This window comes from Kribbella sp. NBC_00662 (genome assembly GCF_041430295.1).
Taxonomy (GTDB): Bacteria; Actinomycetota; Actinomycetes; order Propionibacteriales; family Kribbellaceae; genus Kribbella.
In genome coordinates this window covers 3192432-3213500 of the sequence record NZ_CP109029.1, presented here as the reverse complement: position 1 = coordinate 3213500, position 21069 = coordinate 3192432, and the positions used below count along the sequence as shown (strand labels likewise).

The window sequence follows — 21069 nt, the reverse complement described above, 5'->3', positions numbered from 1 at the left end:
AACGTGAAAATCGTGGGATACGAGACGTTTCTGGTGGCACCGCGGTGGCAGTTCCTGCGGATTGATACCGATGCGGGGATCAGCGGTTGGGGGGAGCCGATCGTCGAGGGGCGGGCCGAGGCGGTGCAGGGCGCAGTGGCGGCCTGTATGGAGTACCTGGTTGGGGCGGATCCGTTGCGGATCGAGGAGCACTGGCAGGTGCTGGCCAAGGGCGGGTTCTATCGCGGCGGTGCGGTGCTGTCGAGTGCGCTGGCCGGGATCGACCAGGCGTTGTGGGACATCAAGGGTCGGCATCACGGCGTACCGGTGCACGAGCTGCTCGGCGGGCCGGTGCGCGAGCGGGTGCGGATGTACACGTGGGCGCATGGCGTGGACAACGCCGCGCTGGTGGACGACGCACAGGCGAAGGTCGCGAGCGGCTTCACTGCGGTGAAGATCAACGTGTCGGAGGCGCTGCCGCCGATTCCGGGCGCGGCCGATGTGCGGCGGATGGCGTCGCGGGTGGAGGCGCTGCGGACCGCGCTCGGTGAAGGCGTCGACATCGCGCTGGACTTCCACGGTCGGCTGAGTACGGCGGCCACTCGCCAGCTGCTGCCGCTGCTCGAGCCGCTGTTGCCGTTGTTCGTCGAGGAGCCGGTGACGCCGGAGTACTCGCGCGATCTGCGCCGGATCACGGAGTCGACCAGCATCCCGATCGCGACCGGCGAGCGGCTGTTCTCCCGCTGGGACTTCCGGGATGTGCTCACGACCGGGATCGCGGTCGCGCAGCCGGACATCTCGCATGCCGGCGGCGTCTCCGAGGTACGCCGGATCGCCGCGATGGCCGAGGCGTACGACGTGAACGTCGCACCGCACTGCCCGCTCGGCCCGATCACACTCGCCGCAAGCCTGCAGATCGACTTCGCGACGCCCAACTTCCTGATCCAGGAACAGAGCCTGGGAATCGAGTACGGCGGCGGGAACGAACTGCTCGACTACCTGGTGGACCCCGGCGTCTTCACCTTCACCGACGGGTATGTAGAGCGGCCGACAGGTCCCGGTCTGGGAATCGAGGTCAACGAAGAAGTGGTCCGCGAGGCCGCTGCCAATCCGCACCGCTGGCGCTCCCCGATCCTCCGCCACGAGGACGGCTCATTCGCCGAGTGGTAATCATCCGAGCGCTTTCACCAGCCACCGGGAGACCGATGCGGCACCCAACTCGTCGAGGCTCGTCACCCACCGGGCCTCGGCGATTTCCGGTGAGAGCGTGAAGGCATCGGCGGGCGCGACTGCAGTGAGGATGGTGAGGGTGTCGTGTTTGCCTTCGAGCGTGGTGACGGTCGTGTCGAGCACGGCGAAATCTGCGGGTGGCAGGACGATGCCTAGTTCCTCGTGGAGCTCGCGGGCGGCCGCTTCCGCCGGCGTTTCGCGCGTGGGCTTGTAGCCGCCGCCGGGGAGCGCCCAGCGGCGGGTGTCGGCGTACGAGTGGCGGACGACGAGGAAGCGGCCGTCCGCGTGCCGCACCAAGGCCTTCACGCCGAACGTGGTGGGTTTGCGGATCCGGAACCAGAGCTGGGCGAACGGTGAACCGGCCCGCAGCAGCACTGCGCGGAAGCGCATCAACGTGGCGGCATCCGGAGTGCTCCGTCGAGGCGTATGACCTCGCCGTTCAGGAGTTGGTTGTCGAGGATGTGACGGACCAGAGCGGCGTACTCCGAGGGCTTGCCGAGACGTGACGGGTGCGGGACCTGCTGCTCGAGCACCGTCCGCGTCTCCTCGGGAAGGCCGGCGAGCATCGGCGTCTCCATGGTCCCGGGCGCGATCGTGACGACCCGGATCCCCTTGTCCGCAAGGTCTCTCGCCGCGGTCAGCGTCAGCGCGACGATCCCGCCCTTGCTCGACGCGTACGCCGCCTGCCCGATCTGACCGTCGTACGCCGCGATCGACGCCGTCATCACCACGACGCCGCGGTCGCCGTCCGCACCCGGCTCCAGCGCGATCATCCGCTCGGCCGCCAGCCGGAGCACGTTGAACGTGCCGATCAGATTCACCTCGATCACCTGCCGGAACGTTGCCAGCGGCAACGGACCCTTCCGGCCGACGACCCGCCCCGGCGTCGCGATGCCGGCGCAGTTCACGACCACCCGCAGATCACCCAGCTCAGCCGCCGCGTCCAGCGCCGCCGTGACGCCGGCCTCGTCGGTGACATCGGTCGGCGCGAACACCACCCGGTCGCCCAGCTCGTCGGCGACCGCCTTGCCCGCGGACGACGGCAGGTCGACGATCACGACGCCCAGTCCGTCGGCGGCAAGCCGTCGTACCGTCGCCTCCCCGAGCCCGGAACCACCACCGGTGACCAGCGCGACGTCGGACGGGCTGAACTTCATCTACACACTCCTGAGGACTTCGCGGCTGATGACGAGCCGCTGGATCTGGTTGGTGCCCTCGAAGATCTGGGTCACCTTGGCCTCGCGCATGTACCGCTCGGCCGGGAACTCCCGGGTGTAACCGTACCCACCGAGCACCTGCACCGCGTCGGTGGTGACCTTCATCGCCGCGTCCGTGCAGACCAGCTTGGCGATCGCCGCCTCGCGGGTGAACGTCCGCCCGAGATCACGCCGGCGCGCGGCATGCAGGTACGTCGCCCGCCCGGACTCGACCGCGGCCGCCATGTCGGCGAGCAGGAACTGCATCCCCTGGAAGTCCGCGATCGCGTGCCCGAACTGCTGCCGCTCCTTCGCGTACGACGTGGCGACGTCGAGCGCCGCTTGCGCCAGACCGACCGCACACGCGGCGATCCCGAGCCGGCCGGAGTCGAGCGCGGACAACGCGATCCGCATGCCGTCACCCTCCGCGCCGATCAGGTTGCCGGCCGGGATCCGGACGTTGTCGTAGTTGACCAGCGTCGTGGTCGACCCGGTCAGGCCCATCTTCCGCTCCGGCGCCCCGAAGCTCAGCCCTTCGGCCGAGCCCGGCACGTGGAACGCGGAGATGCCGCGTTTCGGGTCGTCCGAGGTCCGGGCGAACGTCGTGTAGAAGTCGGCGTGCGAGCCGTGGCTGATCCACGCCTTCGTCCCGTTCAGGACATAGGTGTCGCCGTCGCGGACAGCGCGGGTCGTCAGCGAGCTGATGTCGGAGCCCGCCTGCGGCTCGGACAGCGCGTAGGCACCGAGCAACTCACCGCCGACCATGTCCGGCAGCAGCCGGGCCTTCTGCTCCTCGGTGCCCAACGTCGCGACGGCGTAGCTCGTCATCGTGTGCACGGAGACGCCGACGCCGACCGACATCCAGGCGGACGCGACCTCCTCGAGCATCTGCAGGTACACCTCGTACGGCTGCTCGGCGCCGCCGTACTGCTCCGGATAGGGCAGACCGAGCAGGCCGGCCTTACCGAGGGTGCGGAACGCGTCCCGCGGGAAGGTCTCGCTCTCCTCCGCGCGGGCGGCGTACGGCGCGAGCTCGTGCTCGCACAGGTCCCGGACCAGGGCGAGCAGGTCAACGGATTCGTCAGTCGGCAGGAGTCGATCGACAGCCATCAGGAACCCCCTCATCAACAGCTGACGAAATGATACTCCGAACGATACTGACGCACATAGTTCCGTATCGTTCTATGCTGTCTCGATATGACAACAGTCGTTCCGGGGCGGCGCACCCGCCGGCAGTCCGAGCTCCTCGACCGGCTCCTGTCCCTGTTCCTCGAGCAGGGGTTCAGCCGATTCACCCTGGACGACCTGGCCGCCGAGCTGCGCTGCAGCAAGACGACCCTCTACGCGCTGGCGCCGAGCAAGGAACAGCTCGCCGTCGAGGTGGTCAAGCACTACTTCAAGAACGCCACCGCGCAGGTGGAGTCCGCGGTCGCCCGGCAGACCCGGCACGACCGACGGATCGCGGCGTACCTGAACGCGGTCGCGGACGCGCTGCGGCCGGCCAGCCGGACCTTCCTGGACGACGTGGCGACGTTCGCGCCGGCCCGGTCGGTGTACGAGCGGAACACCCGGATCGCCGCCGAGCGGGTCCGGCAGCTGATCGAGGACGGGATCAACCACAAGACGTTCCGGCAGGTCGACATCGCGTTCGCGGCCGAGATGATCGCGCACACCATGCAGGCGATCCAGCGCGGCGACATCGCCCGGCGTACCGGTCTGAACGACGCCGAGGCGTACCGCGAACTCGCCTCGTTCGTCCTGCACTCCCTGCGCCTGGACTGAACCACAGGCCCCTCTAAGGTTGGGGATCGTCCTCTTGCTGCCATCTTGCGCATCAGAGCCGTACGCCCCGGAAGGCTGATGACTATGAAAACCCTGCGACGAACAGCGGCCGTCATGGCGGCTGCCGCGCTCGCCCTGGCCGCCGCCGTACCGGCCAAGGCGGACCCGGTGAAGCCGCCCCGACTTTCCGCCCGAGCGATCACCGAGACGCTGAACAACCAGATCAACACCCCCGGTACGGCGTGGATGACCAAGCCGGACGGCACGGTCGTGGTGTCGTACGACTCCACCGTCACCGGCACCAAACTGACCAAGCTGACCGGTCTGACCAAGCAACTGGCGTCGAACATCACGCTGGAGAAGCTGCCCGGCAAGCTGCAGAAGTACATCAGCGGCGGCATGGCGACGTTCGGCGGCGAGTACAAGTGCTCGGTCGGCTTCAACGTGCAGCGGCGCGGTAAGTACTACTTCCTCACTGCCGGTCACTGCGGCGTCGCGGCGGCCCGCTGGTACCAGGACCAGAACCACGCGGTCTACACCGGCGCGGTGGTCAACGCCAGCTACCCGTGGAACGACTACTCGCTGGTCGTCTACCGCACCGACATCAAGATGAAGCCCCCGGGCGGCAGCGTGTACCTGTACAACGGGCACTCGCAGGACATCACCACCGCGATGAACCCGGGCCTCAACCAGCTGGTGTACCGCTCCGGCGCGACCAGCGGCCTGCACAGCGGCCGGGTGACCGGACTGAACGCGACCGTGAACTACGGCGACGGACGCGTGGCCGGCCTGATCCGCACCAGCGTGTGCGCCGAGCCGGGTGACTCCGGCGGTCCGCTGTTCTACCGCCAGTGGGCGTTCGGTCTGACCTCCGGCGGCTCCGGCGACTGCAAGACCGGTGGGGTGACCTACTTCCAGCCGGTGGTGGAGGCCCTCAACGTCTACGGCGTCTCGATCTACTGACCAGTTCCAGGGCGCAGGTTTCCCCTACTCTCCGGAACCTCTTGAATACTCAGGGAGATTGGGGGTAGGACTGGACTCGGTTGAAGTCAAGGACGCCCCGCCCCGAAGGCGTCCTCATCGTGAGGAGGCTGAAACCGTGAACATGTCCCCATTCCGCCGTACCACCGCTCTCCTGGCCGCGGCCGGGCTTGCTGCCGCCGGACTTCTGGCGTCACAAGCCTCGGCCGCACCGGTCAACCCCGCCACCCTGTCCGCATCCGCGATCACGTCGACGTTGAGCAAGGACGCGACGATCCCGGGTACAGCCTGGCAGACCGACCCGAACGGCCGGATCATCGTGTCGTACGACGACACCGTCACCGGCGCGAAGCTGTCGAAGCTGACCAGCGTGACCAAGCAGTTCGGTAGCCGGGTCACGCTCGAGAAGATGTCCGGCAAGCTGACGAAGTACATCGCCGGCGGCGACGCCATCTACGGCGGGCAGTACCGCTGCTCGCTCGGCTTCAACGTGCGCAGCGGCAGCACGTACTACTTCCTGACCGCGGGTCACTGCGGCAACATCGCGTCCAGCTGGTACTCGAACTCCAGCAAGACCACCCTGCTCGGCACGACGTACGGGTCGAGCTTCCCGGGTAACGACTACGCGATCGTCAAGTACAGCACGTCGTACACGAACCACCCCGGCACGGTGGATCTGTACAACGGCAGCTCGCAGGACATCACGTCCGCCGGCAACGCGACTGTTGGCCAGGCGGTCAAGCGCAGCGGTAGCACCACCGGTGTGCACAGCGGCACGGTCCAGGCAGTGAACGCCACGGTGAACTACGCCGAGGGCACCGTCACCGGCCTGATCCGCACCAACGTCTGCGCCGAAGGCGGCGACTCCGGCGGCGCGCTGTTCGCCGGCACGGTAGCCCTCGGCCTCACCTCCGGCGGCTCGGGCAACTGCTCCTCCGGCGGCACGACCTACTTCCAGCCCGTCACCGAAGCACTCTCCCGCTACGGCGTGAGCGTGTACTGACCCCGCAAGAGTCAGCGCCCCGGACCTTCGCGGTCCGGGGCGCTGTCGCGTGTTCAGCCCGCGCGGCGGCGGGAGATCTCGTACAGGGTGACGCCGGCGGCGATACCGGCGTTCAGCGACTCGGTGGCTGACGTCATCGGGATCGAGACGATCAGGTCGCAGTTCTCGCGGACCAGGCGGGCCAGGCCCTTGCCCTCGGAGCCGATGACCAGGACCACGGGCTCGGTGGCGGCCTCGAACTCCGGGAGCTCGATGGCACCGTCCATGTCCAGGCCGATGATCAGCAGTCCGGCGTCCTTGTAGGACTTGAGCGCCCGGTTGAGGTTGCCGGCACGAGCGACAGGGATCCGGGCCGCGGCGCCCGCGGACGTCTTCCAGGCCGAGGCGGACATCGACGCCGTACGACGCTCCGGTACGACGACACCGTGCGCGCCGAACGCGGCCGCCGACCGGGTGATCGCGCCGAGGTTGCGCGGATCCGTCACGCCGTCGAGCGCAACGATCAGCGGCACCTCGCCCAGGTCGTGCGCCCGGGCCACCAGGTCGTCGGGGTGCGCATACTCGTACGGCGGGATCTGCAGCGCGACGCCCTGGTGCGAACCGCCCGCAGTGACCCGGTCGAGCTCCGTCCGCGGCACCTCGAGAACCGAGACACCGGTCTCGACCGCGACCAGCAGCGCCTCGCGCAGGCGGGCGTCCCGCTCCGTGCCCTCGGCCACGTGCAGAGCCGACGCCGGTACGCCGGCCCGCAGCGCCTCGACCACCGGGTTACGCCCGTACACCCACTCGACGCTCGCGTCGTTGTCCTTGCGCTGCTGGCGCCGCGGCGCGCGCTCCCGCTCCTTGGCCCGCTCCGCGGCCTTCGCCCGCTTGTGCGCGGGGTGCTTGACCCGGTCCACCGCCTTCGGCGTCGGGCCCCTGCCCTCGAGACCGCGGCGAACCCGCCCGCCGGACCCGGCCGTGGGGTTGCCCTTCGGCTTCTTCCGGATGGCGCCCTTGCGCTGACTACTGCCTGGCACTTCAGCTTCCTTCGTCTGTTGATGCAAGGGACCATCTCGGCCCTTGCGGGGTGTCCTCGACGACGACGCCGAGCGCCTTCAGCCGGTCGCGGACGGCGTCCGCGGCGGCAAAGTCCTTGCGTTCGCGGGCGGACTGCCGCTGCTCGAGCAGGGCCTTCACCAACCCGTCGACGACCTCGGTGAGCTCGTCGCTGCCACCGGTGCGCGACACCCACGGCTCGGCCAGCGGGTCCAGCCCGAGCACCCCGAGCATCCCGCGCACCGACGCGAGCGTCTCCCGCAGCAGGACCGAGTCCCCGTCGGCGACGAGCTTGTTGCCGTCCCGGACGGTGTTGTGCAGTACGGCGATCGCCGCCGGCGTACCCAGGTCGTCGTCCATCGCGGTCTCGAACTCCGCCGGCAGCTCCGCGGCCGGCTCGACCCCGCCGGTCACCTCGACCGCCCGGGTGATGAAACCGTCGATCCGCTGGAAGCTCTTCGCGGCCTCGTCGAGCGCCTCGAACGAGAACTCCACCACCGACCGGTAGTGCGACTGCACGAGGTAGTAGCGCAGCTCGATCGGGCGGACCCGCTCGACCACGTTCCGCACGACGGCGCTGTTGCCCATCGACTTCGACATCTTCTCGCCGGCCGTGGTGACGAGCGCGTTGTGCATCCAGAACCGGGCGAACTTCTGCCCGACCGCGGTCGACTGGGCCAGCTCGTTCTCGTGGTGCGGGAATCGCAGGTCGAGCCCGCCGCCGTGGATGTCGAACTCCTCGCCGAGGTACTTGCCGGCCATCGCCGAGCACTCGATGTGCCAGCCCGGGCGGCCGCGTCCCCACGGCGCCGGCCAGGAAGCGGTCCGCGGCGTGGCCTCGGTCCAGCCCTTCCACAGCGCGAAGTCGCGCGGGTCCCGCTTGCCGCGGGGGTCGGCGTCCTCGGCCGCTTCCATGTCGTCGATCTTCTGATGGGACAGAGCGCCGTACGTCGGCCAGGACTTCACGTCGAAGTACACGTCACCGGATCCGTCCGGAGCGACGTACGCGTGCCCGTCCGCGATCAGCTGCTCGATCAGCTCGATCATCTCCGGGATGTGCCCGGTGGCGCGCGGCTCGTACGTCGGCGGGCGGCAGCCGAGGACGTCGTACGCCCAGTGCAGCTCGCGCTCGAACTCGTAGGCGTGCGCCCACCACGGGACGCCCCGGTCGGCCGACTTGGCGAGGATCTTGTCCTCGATGTCGGTCACGTTCGCGATCACGGTGACGTCGTAGCCGGATCGCTCCAGCCAGCGCCGCAGGACGTCGAAGACCACTTCCTTGTAGATGTGCCCGACATGCGGGGCACCCTGCACCGTCAGCCCACAGTGGTAGATCCCGACCTTGCCCGGGTGGACCGGCTCGAAATCTCGCACTGCTGCTGTCGCGGTGTCGTACAAACGAAGTGTCACCGGTCAAGGGTAACGGGAGGTGACGTAGGTAAATAATCACCTGCACCACAGCTTCAAAGGTTGATTCTTTCCGGCGACGGGTAAGAATGAGTTCCGAGCGCTCTGTCCGCCCCTCATCGCTCTGGAGGAAACCGTGAAGTCCGCCCTTTTCACGGGTGCCGCCGTGACTCTTGGCCTCTTGCTGGCCTCGATCGGCTCCGCCCAAGCAAACGCAGAAAGCACCGGCTCGCACCAGCCGACCGCCCAGGCCCGTCAGCACGGCATCGAGAAAGCCGGCGACGCCTATATGGGCTGGGTACAGAACACCACCACCATGACCGCGGCTCCGGCCGTGATGGCGCCGGCCGCCAGCGTCGAAGGTATCGACGTGTCCAGCCATCAGGGCAACGTCGACTGGACCGCGCAGTGGAACGCCGGCAAGCGGTTCGCCTACACGAAGGCGACCGAAGGCAACTACTACACGAACCCGTACTTCGCCCAGCAGTACAACGGTTCCTACAACGTCGGGATGATCCGCGGCGCGTACCACTTCGCCACGCCGAACGACTCCAGCGGCGCCAACCAGGCCACGTACTTCCTGGCCCACGGCGGAGGCTGGTCCAGGGACGGCAAGACGCTGCCGGGTGCGCTCGACATCGAGTACAACCCGTACGGCGCCACTTGCTACGGACTGAGCGCGGCGTCGATGGTCGCGTGGATCCGGGACTTCGCCAACACCTACAAGGCACGCACCGGCCGGGACGTGCCGATCTACACCAACCTGGACTGGTGGAGCCGCTGCACCGGTAACAGCACCGCATTCAACTCCACCAACCCGCTGTGGGTGGCGAAGTACGCCTCCTCGCCGGGAACGCTGCCCGGCGGCTGGCCCTTCCACACCATCTGGCAGTACAGCTCGACGCCGATCGACCAGGACCGCTTCAACGGCGACATGTCCCGGCTGCAGGCACTCGCGAACGGCTAATCCGTTGCGGCGGTCGAATAGTCTCGATCGGTGAGCTACACGCTGCCGATCGAGACCGACCGCCTGACATTGCGCCGCTACATCGAGACCGATTACGACGACCTGCTGAAGCTGCAGTCGAATCCGGACGTCACCCGTTACCTGCTGTACGACGTACGGACGCCCGAGCAGGTCAAGGAGGCGCTCGCCGGCCGGATGGCCGACGTTGCGATGGACCGCGACGGTCAAGCGCTCACCGCCGCGGTCATCCTCCGCGACACCGGCCGCCACCTCGGTGAGGTCGTGCTGTTCCTGAACAGCGTCGAGCAGCGCACCGGCGAGCTCGGGTACGTCTTCCACCCGGAGTCGGCCGGTCACGGGTACGCGACCGAGGCCACGGCCGAACTGCTCCGCGTCGGGTTCGACGAGCTCGGCATGCACCGGATCATCGCCCGGCTGGACGCCCGCAACGACGCGTCCGCCAAGCTGCTCAAGCGCCTCGGCCTGCGCCAGGAGGCGCATTTCGTGCAGAACGAATACCTCAAGGACGAGTGGACCGACGAACTGGTCTTCGCCATGCTCAAGGACGAGTGGGACAAGCGTTCGTAAGTTTTTTGCCAAGGCACGCGCCCACATGGCAGCGAGTGCCGTCTGGGTCTAACGTCGGAATATGACTGTGCTGATGCCACGCCTCCGGCGCGGCGGGTCATGGGGCCGTAACTCCCGCCCTTCCCTCGTCGCTCCGGTCGCTGCGCTCCCTCCGCTCCTCAGTCCAGGCCGGGAGGCCCCATGACCAGCGCCCGTTCTGTTACCGCCCTGATCGTCGGGGCGGTTGTGCTCAGCGCCGGCACTCTGCCGAGCGAAGCCGTCAAGGTCGCCCCGGCCCGGGAGATCGCCTACCGCACGTGGACGTCGACCACCGATTTCCTGGCCGGCGACCAGTTCGGCACCACTGTCACCGACGGCGCCCTCACCTTCGGTACGTCGACCGGCACCACGTCGTACGTCGATCCGTTCGGCGACGGCACCGCCAAGAGCTACGACCAGACCAGCTGGATCTCGCCGCACGTCAGCACCGGCTTCGGGCTGACCGAGCTGGTGGCGTCCTGGAACGCGACCACCCCGCCCGGGACCTGGGTCGAAGTGTCGATGGCCGGTACGACGAACCTCGGCGCCGCCACCAAGTGGTACGTGCTCGGTCGCTGGTCCGGCGGCGACGACACCGCGGCCGGCGACATCCACCGGACCTCGGTGCCCAGTCAGGGCGACGCGAACGGATCCGTTGCCGTCGACACCTTCCAGGCCGCGTCCGGCAAGTGGCTGGACCGGTGGCAGCTCAAGGTCACGCTCTACCGGCTCAGCGGTACGACGCAGTCGCCGGTGGTCCGGTCCGTCGGGGCGATGGCGTCCCGGCTGCCGTCCGACAAGACCGTTGCCGTGAGCCCCCTCGGCGGCGCGGAGGGCATGGTGCTCGACGTACCGACGTACTCGCAGGAGACGCACATCGGCCACTACCCGCAGTGGGACGGCGGGGGCGAGGCCTGGTGCTCGGCGACGTCCACAGCGATGGTGCTGGACTACTGGGGCGCCGGTCCGACCGCGGCCGAGACCGCGTGGGTCGATCCGTCCGATCCGGATCCCCAGGTGGACCACTCCGCCCGGCACGTCTTCGACTACTCGTACGACGGTGCGGGCAACTGGCCGTTCAACACGGCGTACGCCGGGAGTCGTGGTGTGGACGCCTTCGTCACCCGGCTGCGGTCGCTGACCGAGGCCGAGCAGTTCATCAAGGCGGGGATCCCGCTGGTCGCCTCGCTGTCGTTCAAGAAGGGTGATCTGCCGGGTGCTGGGTACGGGACCAACGGGCACCTGATGGTGATCGTCGGGTTCGATGCCGCCGGCAACGTGGTGGTGAACGACCCGGCGTCGCATCTGATCGCCAGCGACGACCAGGTGCGGACCACGTACGACCGGGCTGCCTTCGAGAACGCTTGGGTCCCGCATTCGGGTGGGCTGGTCTATGTGATCCACCCGGAGGGTGTGGCGCTTCCGCCGAGCCCTGCTCCGCAGCACAACTGGTGAGACGACCCCCAGAAACGACAGGGCCCGCCGCGCCGGGGCGGCGTGGCGGGCTCTGTTCTGTACGGACTAGCGGGCGAACAGTGCGCCCGTCAGGTTCGTGGTGAGGTTGCGGAGCGAGTCCGGCAGGTACTGCAGGTGCCAGCCGCGCGGACCGCGGTACCAGGTGAAGCCCTCGTCCTCTTCGTCCGGCGTGGCGTCGGTGGCGACCAGTGCGTCGATCCAGCGCTCCGAGCCGCCCAGTACGACGGCGTACGGCAGAGCGCGCGAGCAGAGCTCGGCGTGCTGGTCGGTCGGCAGTTCGCTGACGTCCATCTCCAGCAGCTCCCCGCGGATCGCGGCGACCTGACCGAGGACGCGGCCGGCGGCCGGTGCCTTGGCCGGCATGTAGCGACCGACGACGAGCAGTCCGATACCGACCAGGGTGATCGCGATGCCGAGCAGACCCCAGGTCGACAGCAGCGCGAGCAGGACGGTCGCGATCACGCCGACCACAGTGGTGGCGATACCGATCGTTGCCCACAGCGACCGAGTCCGGTCCGGGCGCTCGCTGAACCAGCCGCGCTTGACCACGCCGTCGTACAGCGCGTCCTGCACCTGCTCGAGGTTCGCACGGACCTGACGGCCGAGCTCGGAGACCAGCACCGAGTCGGCGTCGCCGAAGACCGCCCGGATCAGCACGTTCTCGTAGCGCTGCAGCTCTTCCGACGGCGCGTTCGAGACCCGGCGCAGCTCCCAGTCCGGACGGGAGTACTCCGTGTTGTGCTCCTGCTCGATGATCGTGATGTGTCCGCGGACGGCCAGGTCGATGATCGTCGCGGTCACGTCGACCGGGTCGATTCGCTCGTCGATCAGCGTGCCGACCTCGCCGGGCCGCAGGTCCGAAGGCGGCGAGAAGTTGATCCGGGCATCGGTCCCGAGGCTGAACAGCGACGCCGGTACGACGCGGCGCGGGTCGACCTGGTCGCGGCCGCGCAGCCGGTACAGGGCGAACAGTCCGAGCGCGCCGAGCAGCAGCACGGCCAGCGCGGTGATCAGCTGTGCGGCATCGGTGGAGAAAGCACGCTTGAAGGTGTGGCGGTACTCGACGATCGAGTTGGCCGCGATCTGGCCCTTCGGGAAGCCGACCGCCATCCGGACCGTGTTGCCCGGCGGCAGGTTGGTCTGCTGGAAGGTCGGACCGGACGTCTCGCCGATCTGCGCCAGCGTGCACGGGATGTTGCTGTCGATCGGGCCGGCGAAGCAGGAGACGTGCGAAACCTCAGGGACGCTGTAGACCACGTTCGCCTGCTGGATCGGGATGCTGATCCCGGTCAGCGGCGCGAACCGCACCTCGGTGCCGTCGAGGACCGTTGCCACCGCACCCTTGACCGTGTACGAGAAGTCGAGCTCCGTCGTAGCGCTGTCGATGCCGGGAACCGCGATCGACGTGACGTCGCCGTCGGTCTTGACGTCCGCCTTCTTGTCCTGGCCGCCGGCCTTGACCTGCAGGTCGCCGATCTCCTGGACGTGGTCGATGTCGTCGGGCAGGTGATCCCGGGTGACGATGAACCGGGTGAAGGTCCCGTTCACGTTGCTGAGCTTCCAGGTCTCGGCGACCCGGAGCAGACCGTCACGTTCGACCCGGACCTGGCTGTCGTAGTTGGTCACCACCGGGTCGGCGGCAGCGCCGGTTCCGGAGGAGCTGGTCGCGCCGGCCGGGACAGCGGACAGGCCGAGCAGGCCGAGGGCACACAGGGAGAGCCCGAGGAGACGTAGACGCATCGCCCAATCACACCGTAGAAAGAGGGTCAGGTTGACACCGGGCACGATAGCGTCTGCGGAGTGTCAGGCAACCAATGGGGACCGCCTCCCGGGCAATTCGGCCCGCAGCCACAACAGGGTTACCCGCCACCACCTCCGCCACCGCAGTATTACGCACCGCCGCCTCCGCCCGGACCGCAGTACGGCTGGGGTCCGTTGCCGCCGCAACCGCCACGGAAGAAGTCCGGCGGGGCGGTGCTGCTGATTGTTGCCCTGGTTGCCTTTGTTGCTGCCGGTGGGGTGTTCCTGTTCGTCAAACTCACGCAGAGTGGTGGCGAGAAGCCGACTGTCGCTGCGCCGCCTGTCACTACATCAGTCGCCCCGACCAAGGCTGCTCCGACCAAGGCTGCTCCGACGCGACCTGTCCCCACGCGGAAGACGACGACCACGGCACCGCCGAAGCCGGTGGGCGGTTCCGGTCGCCCGGCCTGGTCGTATGGGGCGGCACAGTGAACACACCGTGCGGCAGCGGACCAGGGCGCTCGTTCTACTGCCCGACGACCCACACCATCTATATGGAGTCGCCGTCGGTCATCTCGTTCTACAAGCAGAACCCGACGTTCGGCCGGATGGTCGGCAGCTTCACGATGGCGCACGAGTACGCGCACTCGGTCCAGTGGATGACAGGTCTCGGCGAGGCCTACGAGAAGCTCCGGTACGACGCGACCTCCGACGGGCAGCTGCTGCTGAGCAGAAGGCTCGAACTACAGGCCTCCTGTCTGGGCAACGTGTTCCTCGGCTCCAACCGGGGCAGCTACGGCATCACCGGGTACGCGTACCAGATGTGGCTGTACGACGTGAACAACAGCGGCGACCGTCCGCCGTACCCGCGGGACCACGGCAGTACGACCAGCCACGGCGCCTGGAGCCGGGCGGCCTTCGCGAGCCGTAACCCGGCCAGCTGCAACACCTGGTCGGCGTCACCCGCGCGGGTAAGTTGAGCCTGGGCTCCGATACCGTCACGGCTGTGTCAGGCAACCAATGGGGTCCACCGCCCGGGCAGCAGTACCCGCCGCAGCAGCCACCGCCGTGGCAGCCGGGTCCGGGTCAGCAGGCGCCGGGGTACGGCGGACCGCCGCCGTACCAGGGGTCGCCTTATCAGGGGCCGGGGCAACCGTTCCAGGGACAGCCGTTTCACGGGCAGCCGCAGTTCGGCTGGGGCGCCCCACCCGGTGGACCGCGACCGCCGAAGAAGGGTCGCGGCGGAGTGATCGCGGTGTTCGTGGTCCTCGGTGTCGTGGTGGCCGGAGTGATCGGGCTGAGGATCGCCTCGTCGATCCTGAAGGGCGACGGCGACCCGTCGTACGCCGAGCCGACGACCACGTCGTCGTACAGCCCCAGCACCGAGCCGTCGACCGAGCCGTCCGGGCAGCCGAGCACCAGGCCCACTGTCAGGCCGACCACGACCCAGCCGACCACGCAGGCGCCGCTGCCGACCACGTCCCGTTCGACGACCAGTACGCCGAAGACCAACCCCGGCCCGAGTGACACCGACCTGGTGCTGCGGAACAAGCTTTACAAGGCCGGCGCGATGAGGTCGGTGAACTGCAAGGAGTCCGGGTCCCGGCAGAGCACCGCGGCCGGCGCCCGGGCCAACTACAAGAACCTGCTGGCCTGCTTGAACAAGGCGTGGGCGCCGCTGATCGCCAAAGCCGGCGGCCGGGTCAAGTCGCCGAACGTGATCACGTTCAGCGGCACCGTGCAGTCGCCGTGCGGGGCGCACAGCGACTCCGGGCCGCCGTTCTACTGCGGCACCAACGACACGATCTACATGAACCTCACCCAGGACGTCGGGAACTACAACAGGTACACCCAGTCGTACAGCAAGGTCTGGGCGCGGATGTGGATGCTGCATCAGTTCGCCCACGAGTACGGGCACCACGTGCAGAACCAGACCGGGATCCTGCAGGCGTACGCGCGGCTCCGGTACGAGCGGGCGACGTACGCGCAGGAGCTGCAGGACAGCCGGCGGCTGGAGCTGCAGGCGTCCTGCTTCTCCGACATCTTCATCGGCTCGAACCGGCGCAGCTACCCGATCACCGGGCAGTCGCTGGTCCAGTGGCGGTGGCTGATCGCCAACACGATCGACAACGGGCACGACCACGGCGCCCCGCCGATCCACAACTACTGGGCACTGCGCGGATGGAACGGGCGCAACCCGAACGCATGCAACACCTGGGCCGCATCGGCGGCGCAGGTGAGCTAGGCACAGAACTAGTTCGAGACGACTGGCCGGGGTAGCTAGCCTGGTGGGTCCGGATCGCGCAAAGTATGTCCGGGGGAGGCGGCATTCGGCGCTCCCGGCGAGCTACACCCAGCAAGGTCGTGAGGAGCATCGATGTCGGACAACTGGAACCAGCCCCCGGGGAGCGACCCGGCTGACGATCAGCCGAACCGCCCACCGGAGCACGGTCCCGGCCAAAACCCCCACCACCCCACCCCGAACCAGAACCAACCCACCCCCGGGGAAGGCCGGCGCGGTCCCACAGCCGAGGGACGCGGTCCGGCTGCCGGCCAGGCAGGTCCCGGGGACGCCAGGCGTGGTGCTGACGGGCCGCGCGGTCCTCAACAGGACCAGGGTGGACCTGGGGACGGGCAGCGGGGGCAGTCGTGGTGGAGTGGGGACACCGACGCCAAGCGCGAGTTCCAGAACCCGTCGCAGGCCGAGCCTCCTGCCAACAACTGGTTCGCCGGCGGCTGGAACCCCACCCGCCGCGAACACCCCGACCAGCCCGCCGGCCCCAACCAACCAGGCCCGACGCGGCGCGGCCCCAACCAACCAGGCCCACAACAGCCCGGTCCACAACAGTCCGGGCCGCAGTCCGGCCCACAACAGTCGGGCCCGCAGTCCGGCCCACACCGGCCGGGCCCGAACCAGCCGAGCCCGAACCAGCCGGGGCCTGCTCAGTCGGGTCCGCGTCAGTCCGGTCCCGGCCAGCAGGGTTCACGCCAGCAAGGTGCCAACCAGCCGAGCCCGTGGCAGTCCGGGCCGCCTCAGCCTGGTCCCAACCAGCCGGGCCCACAGCAGCGCGGTCCGCAGCAGTCCGGCCCCAGCTCCGGCCCCAGCCAGTCGGGTCCCAACCAGCCAGGGCCGAACCAGTCAGGGCCGGGGCGACAGGGTCCTGGGCAGGCGGGGTCCAGCCAGTCGAGTTCGTGGCAGGCTGGGCCGCCTCAGGTTGAGGCATGGCAGACCAATCCGTCTTCGTCTGCACAGCAGGCGGACTCGTTCTGGTCGCAGTCCGCCCCTGAACCGACGCAGACGGGTCGCCAGTCCGACTCGGGTCAGTCAGGCTCGCAGGCCGGAGCGTCTTGGTCGGCCCAGTCGTGGACGATCCGGGACGAGTCTGCCGGAGACGACGAGTCGCGGGACGAGCCCTCCGACGCCGGCTCCGGCCACGCAGGTGCTGGCCAGTCAGGTGCCGGCCAGTCAGGTGCCGGCCAGGCGTGGTCTGCGACAGGACAGTCCGGGTCGAGTGCTTGGCAGGCGTCGCCTTCTCAGCCTCCGCAGCGCGATCAGAGCGGTCCGCGTTCGGAGGACTCCTACCTCTGGGGCCCAGCCAACCAGAGCCAGCAGCCGGCCTCCCCGTGGAGCAACGCGCTCACGCCCCAGCAGCAGTCCGGCCGCCATGCCGCCCCGCACGGCGGGCAGACCGGCCCGATGGGTCAGCCTGTTCAGCAAGCGCCGACCTGGCAGTACCCGCCGATCCCTATCCCGCAGCCCCCGGGCGGCCGCCGTCGTCGTAAGAAGAAGGCCTCGCGCGGTCTCCTGATCGGCCTGGTCGTCCTCGCCGTGCTCGTGGTCGGCTCCGGCATCACCCTCATCGTCCGCAGCATCGGCGGCGGCGACGACCCGCAGGCCAAAAACAGCCCGACGGCACCCGTGTCCGAGTCCTCCTCGTCGCCGTCCGAGTCCCCGTCGACGTCCCCCAGCCCGTCCACGCCCCGCGGCCCGACGGTCGACGAGGTCGTGAAGGGCAGCGCGCTCTACAAGATCGGCCCGGTCGCCGCATCGAAGTGCGCGGAACCGCCGTTCGCCCCCGTCACGGTCGCCGCGGCGCAGCAGTACTACAACCGCCTGCTGCCCTGCCTCAACCGCACCTGGTGGCTGGCGATGAAGAAGGCCAACCTCCCGTTCCGCAACCCCAAGGCCGTCGTGTACGCCGGCAAGACGCCGTCACCGTGCGGGATCCAGCGCAGCGTCCGTGCGGCGTACTGCGCTGCCAACGAGACGATCTACCTGCCGTTCGCCGTGGACAACGGGTACTACCGGACCAACCCGGTCTACGCCCGCGCTGTCATGCTGAACACGTTCGCCCACGAGTACGGGCACCACGTGCAGAAGCTGAGCGGGATCCTCGCCTCGTCGATGTCCCGGCAGCAGTCGATGACGCCGAACCAGAAGCTGCTCGAGAGCCGCCGGCGCGAACTGCAGGCGACCTGCCTGGGCGCCGTCTACCTCGGCGCGAACGCGGCCTTCACCCCGATGAACGGCCCCCTGCTCGCGAACTGGAAGTTCCTGATCTCCCACTCCGGTGACGACTACGCCCGGCCGCGCGTACACGACCACGGCAACCGGGTGAGCAACTACCAGTGGTCGATCACCGGCTACAACAGCAAGAAGCCGGACGCCTGCAACACGTTCACCGCAGCAGACGTCCGGCTCAACTAGCCCGCAAGAGCCCGCAAGGGCCCGCAAGAGGGCAGCCGCCGCCCGTCAGCCGAAGAGCCGGCGGGCGGTGGTCAGCGAGCCGCCGAACGCGGTGACGAAGTTGCTCAACGACTCCCCGATGTCCGACAGGTGCCAGTTCTCCGGTCCGGAGTACCAGCCGATGCCGGCGTCGGGGTCGTCGTCGTCATCGGTCGCCGCGATCTCCAGCGCCCACTTCTCGGTCAGCCCGAGCACAGCGGCGTACGGCAGGCAGCGGGACGCGAACTCGAGCCGGTGGCTCTGCGGCAGCGTCGACGAGGACTCGTTGGCCAGATAGTGCTGCAGACCGGCCACGCGACCCAGTACGGCGGCACCACGCGCGGTCCGGGCCGGTGCGGCCTGACCGACGAGTGCGAGCACCAGACCGGCCGCCATGACAGCGAAGCCGACCAGACCGAACTTGGTGACGATCGCCAGCACGATGGTCAGCACGACACCTGCACCGAGCAGCACCACGCCCGCGGTGGTCCACCGGTTCCGGACCGCGTCCGGACGGTTGTTGAACCAGCCCTGCGTGACGACGTCGGCGTACAGCTGCTCGCGGACCAGATTGAGCCGCGGCCGCAGCGACGGGCCGAGCGCGGACACCAGGACCGTGTCGCCGTCCGCGAACACCGCGTCCAGCAAGGCCTTCTCGTACGGCAGGAGCTCCGGGCCGCCCGAGTGCAGCCGCTGCAGCTCCCAGTCCAGCTTGCCGAAGTGCGACTCGCGCGGCTGCTCGACGATCGTCAGGTAGTTGCGCACGGCAAGGTCCAGCAGCGTGGCGGTGATGTCGACGACGTCGGCCGTCTCGTCCACCACCGTGCCGACCTGCCCCGGCCGGATACCGTCCGGCGCGGCGAACTGCGGTCCGTCGGCGCCGTCCAGCACCGGACGCTCCGGCGCACCGTCACCGACCTTCGCGGCGTCGCGGCCGCGGAAGAACCACAGGCCGACCGCACCGAGCAGTCCGATGCCGAACACGATCACGGCCAGGCCGATCGTGCTCGAGTCGACAGTGAACGCGCGCCCCAGCGACCAGCGGGTCGAGTACTGCGCGTTCGCCTGCACCGTCGCCTGGTCGCTCAGCCCGGTCAGGAACGTCACCCGTCCGCCTGCAGGTACGCCGTTCTGCTGGATCTGCAGGTCGGCGGACTCGCCCAGCTGGGACGACGTGCACGGCATGCTCGAACCGGTCCGGCCGGCGAAGCAGGTCACCCAGGTCGCGAACGGGACGCTGATGCTCAGATTGGCCGTCGGGACCGAGACCGGGAAGCCCTGCACGATCGGCCAGCTCACCTCGCGACCCTCGGTCGAGTCGGCGACCACGTTGTCCACGGTGTAGCTGTAGACGATCTTCGACGGGCCGGACACGTTCAGCGTGAGCTTGCGGCCGTCGTCGATGCTCTGGTTCTGGAAGCCCTGCGCGGGCTGGCCGTTCACCGTCGCCGACACGTCCTTCAGGTCGTACGTGCGGTCGCGCTCGGAGTCGGACCGGACCCGGGTCGTCAGCGTCCGGCTGAACGTCGTACCGCCGGCGGTCAGGTCGACGGTCTCCTTGACCTGGAGCTGTCCGTCCTTGGTGAGCGTCGCATCCGCGGAGTACGCCGTGATCTGGTCGTCCGCTCGACCCGCCGCCTGGGCGGACACCGGGCTCAGGGCAACGAACAGGCCTGCGACCGGCGCGGTCAGGGACATCAGCAGGGCAGCCGGGAGGAGGCGGCGCTTCGGTGACATGGGTCGAGAGTAGTCTCGTGCCGGTTCGTGCAGCGAACTCGACCGACCGAGCCTGGAGGCCAGAGTAGTGAGCAGCCCGTACGGGTACGGCGGCCCGCCGCAGGGTCGGCCACCCGGCCCGCCGCCCGGCATCCTGCCACCGCCGCAGGCAGCCCCGTGGCCGCCGCAGCAGGGCCCGTACCCGCAAGGCCCGGGCCAGCAGTACCCGGGTCAGCAGTACCCCGGCCAGCAGTACCCGGGCCAGTGGGCACAGCCGTACTACGGACCTCCAGGCCACTTCAACGGGTTTCAGCCACCGCGGAAACGCGGCGGACCGCTCCGGCTCATCCTGCTCGGCTTCGTCCTGCTGATCTTCATCGGCGTGTCAGTGGCAGTCATGTCCGCCCTGATGGGAAACAGCGGCACCGACACCGCCGACCCCGGAGTGACCGGCCCGTCGATCGTGCCGACTCCGACCACGAACCCGCAGAAGGGGTCCGCCGAGGACTACCTGCTGAACGCCGACGTCTACCGCACCGGTCCGCTCCCGGAGCAGAACTGCCCGGCGGCGAACCTCGGCAGCGCCAGCCTGGCCGCGCAGAAGGTCTACTACCAGCGCCTCTTCAAGTGCCTGAACGACGCGTGGCGTCCGATCTTCCACGAGCTCGGCCAGGACAAGCCGGACCCGGGCCTGGTCGTGTTCGACCAGCCGGTGCAGACCGCGTGCGGCAACTTCCAGCCGCTGTCCGGACGCGTGCTGGCGTTCTATTGCTACGGCAACCAGGTGATGTACGTCGACGTGAAGCAGATGAACCGGGCGTTCGGACCGCAGCAGGACCTCGCGTACCTGATGACGATCGCGCACGAGTACGGCCACCACGTGCAGGGCGTCACCGGACTGTTCTACGCACGTGCCGTCTATCTGCAGGACCATCCGGACCAGAAGCTGGAGAGCTCGCGGCGCAACGAGTTGCAGGCCTCCTGTTTCGGCGGTGTGTTCAGCAAGGCCGTGGAGAAGTCGTACCCGCTGACGAACCGGCTGGACGAGTTCAAGGAACAGTCCAGCAACAGCTTCGGTGAGTCCCCGGACACGCCGCCGGACGAGCGGACGCACGGTCTGGCCACCAGCCAGGGCTTCTGGATCCAGAACGGCTTCAACATCGGCGCCAACAAGGCGTGCGACACCTTCGCGGTGTCGGCGGACCTAGTGAAATGACCGCCG

Annotated in this window: 19 protein-coding genes; 12 read left to right on the top strand and 7 right to left on the bottom strand. The window is 68.8% G+C overall.

Annotation, left to right across the window (positions count from 1 at the left end; translation table 11 throughout):
- The first annotated feature begins 3 nt into the window (after positions 1-3).
- Positions 4-1149: a galactonate dehydratase gene (gene dgoD, locus OHA10_RS16285; RefSeq protein ID WP_371407046.1), complete on the top strand. Its 1146-nt coding sequence runs from the start codon at positions 4-6 to the stop codon at positions 1147-1149.
- On the opposite strand, the gene OHA10_RS16280 is transcribed toward dgoD, so the two are convergent.
- Genes OHA10_RS16280 through OHA10_RS16270 form a run of 3 tightly spaced genes read right to left on the bottom strand, consistent with a single transcriptional unit; the run spans position 1150 to position 3515 of the window.
- Positions 1150-1599, bottom strand: a complete 450-nt coding sequence (locus OHA10_RS16280; protein ID WP_371407045.1) for an NUDIX hydrolase — start codon at positions 1597-1599, stop codon at positions 1150-1152.
- Positions 1599-2366 (bottom strand): 3-hydroxyacyl-CoA dehydrogenase, encoded by a 768-nt coding sequence (locus OHA10_RS16275; protein WP_371407044.1) that lies wholly within the window; start codon positions 2364-2366, stop codon positions 1599-1601. Before OHA10_RS16275 ends, OHA10_RS16280 begins: the two co-directional genes overlap by 1 nt.
- The gene (locus OHA10_RS16270; protein ID WP_371407043.1) at positions 2367-3515 is read right to left on the bottom strand and encodes an acyl-CoA dehydrogenase family protein; all 1149 of its coding nucleotides are present in this window, start codon (positions 3513-3515) and stop codon (positions 2367-2369) included. It lies immediately after the preceding gene.
- Between the two features lie 87 nt (positions 3516-3602).
- On the opposite strand from OHA10_RS16270, the gene OHA10_RS16265 reads away from it, so the two are divergent.
- The 3 genes from OHA10_RS16265 to OHA10_RS16255 all read left to right on the top strand — a co-directional run bounded on the left by OHA10_RS16265 (position 3603) and on the right by OHA10_RS16255 (position 6171).
- Entirely contained in the window at positions 3603-4187 is a 585-nt protein-coding gene (locus OHA10_RS16265; RefSeq protein WP_131460575.1) for a TetR/AcrR family transcriptional regulator, read from the top strand.
- Between the two features lie 84 nt (positions 4188-4271).
- The gene (locus tag OHA10_RS16260) at positions 4272-5150 is read left to right on the top strand and encodes a S1 family peptidase (RefSeq protein WP_371407042.1); all 879 of its coding nucleotides are present in this window, start codon (positions 4272-4274) and stop codon (positions 5148-5150) included.
- Positions 5151-5292: 142 nt separating this feature from the next.
- Positions 5293-6171 (top strand): S1 family peptidase, encoded by an 879-nt coding sequence (locus OHA10_RS16255; RefSeq protein WP_371407952.1) that lies wholly within the window; start codon positions 5293-5295, stop codon positions 6169-6171.
- 53 nt (positions 6172-6224) lie between these two features.
- On the opposite strand, the gene rlmB is transcribed toward OHA10_RS16255, so the two are convergent.
- Both rlmB and cysS read right to left on the bottom strand, forming a co-directional pair.
- The gene (rlmB, locus tag OHA10_RS16250; RefSeq protein WP_371407041.1) at positions 6225-7190 is read right to left on the bottom strand and encodes a 23S rRNA (guanosine(2251)-2'-O)-methyltransferase RlmB; all 966 of its coding nucleotides are present in this window, start codon (positions 7188-7190) and stop codon (positions 6225-6227) included.
- A 1-nt stretch (position 7191) separates the two neighbouring features.
- Complete coding sequence (gene cysS, locus OHA10_RS16245) at positions 7192-8619, bottom strand: cysteine--tRNA ligase (RefSeq protein WP_371407040.1); 1428 nt, start codon at positions 8617-8619, stop codon at positions 7192-7194.
- A 163-nt stretch (positions 8620-8782) separates the two neighbouring features.
- On the opposite strand from cysS, the gene OHA10_RS16240 reads away from it, so the two are divergent.
- The 3 genes from OHA10_RS16240 to OHA10_RS16230 all read left to right on the top strand — a co-directional run bounded on the left by OHA10_RS16240 (position 8783) and on the right by OHA10_RS16230 (position 11644).
- Complete coding sequence (locus OHA10_RS16240) at positions 8783-9583, top strand: lysozyme (RefSeq protein WP_371407039.1); 801 nt, start codon at positions 8783-8785, stop codon at positions 9581-9583.
- Between the two features lie 30 nt (positions 9584-9613).
- Entirely contained in the window at positions 9614-10171 is a 558-nt protein-coding gene (locus tag OHA10_RS16235) for a GNAT family N-acetyltransferase (protein WP_371407038.1), read from the top strand.
- Positions 10172-10351: 180 nt separating this feature from the next.
- Entirely contained in the window at positions 10352-11644 is a 1293-nt protein-coding gene (locus OHA10_RS16230; protein ID WP_371407037.1) for a peptidase C39 family protein, read from the top strand.
- Between the two features lie 66 nt (positions 11645-11710).
- Here the strand turns inward: OHA10_RS16230 and OHA10_RS16225 are convergent, their stop codons facing one another.
- Positions 11711-13405, bottom strand: coding sequence for a DUF2207 domain-containing protein (locus OHA10_RS16225; RefSeq protein WP_371407036.1), 1695 nt, complete (start codon positions 13403-13405; stop codon positions 11711-11713).
- Positions 13406-13639: 234 nt separating this feature from the next.
- Here OHA10_RS16225 and OHA10_RS16220 point away from each other — a divergent pair, with 234 nt between their 5' ends.
- From OHA10_RS16220 to OHA10_RS16205, 4 genes are all read left to right on the top strand, one after another.
- Positions 13640-13897: a hypothetical protein gene (locus tag OHA10_RS16220; protein WP_371407035.1), complete on the top strand. Its 258-nt coding sequence runs from the start codon at positions 13640-13642 to the stop codon at positions 13895-13897.
- Positions 13894-14385: a neutral zinc metallopeptidase gene (locus OHA10_RS16215; protein WP_371407034.1), complete on the top strand. Its 492-nt coding sequence runs from the start codon at positions 13894-13896 to the stop codon at positions 14383-14385. The genes OHA10_RS16220 and OHA10_RS16215 overlap by 4 nt, the downstream gene beginning before the upstream one ends.
- A gap of 26 nt (positions 14386-14411) precedes the next feature.
- A complete protein-coding gene (locus OHA10_RS16210) occupies positions 14412-15650 on the top strand; it encodes a neutral zinc metallopeptidase (protein ID WP_371407033.1) in 1239 nt (412 codons plus the stop codon).
- Positions 15651-17102: 1452 nt separating this feature from the next.
- Positions 17103-18113, top strand: coding sequence for a neutral zinc metallopeptidase (locus tag OHA10_RS16205; protein ID WP_371407032.1), 1011 nt, complete (start codon positions 17103-17105; stop codon positions 18111-18113).
- A gap of 45 nt (positions 18114-18158) precedes the next feature.
- On the opposite strand, the gene OHA10_RS16200 is transcribed toward OHA10_RS16205, so the two are convergent.
- On the bottom strand, positions 18159-19868 hold the full coding sequence (locus OHA10_RS16200; RefSeq protein ID WP_371407031.1) for a DUF2207 domain-containing protein: 1710 nt from the start codon (positions 19866-19868) through the stop codon (positions 18159-18161).
- Between the two features lie 67 nt (positions 19869-19935).
- On the opposite strand from OHA10_RS16200, the gene OHA10_RS16195 reads away from it, so the two are divergent.
- Positions 19936-21063, top strand: coding sequence for a neutral zinc metallopeptidase (locus OHA10_RS16195; RefSeq protein ID WP_371407030.1), 1128 nt, complete (start codon positions 19936-19938; stop codon positions 21061-21063).
- Positions 21064-21069: the final 6 nt, after the last annotated feature.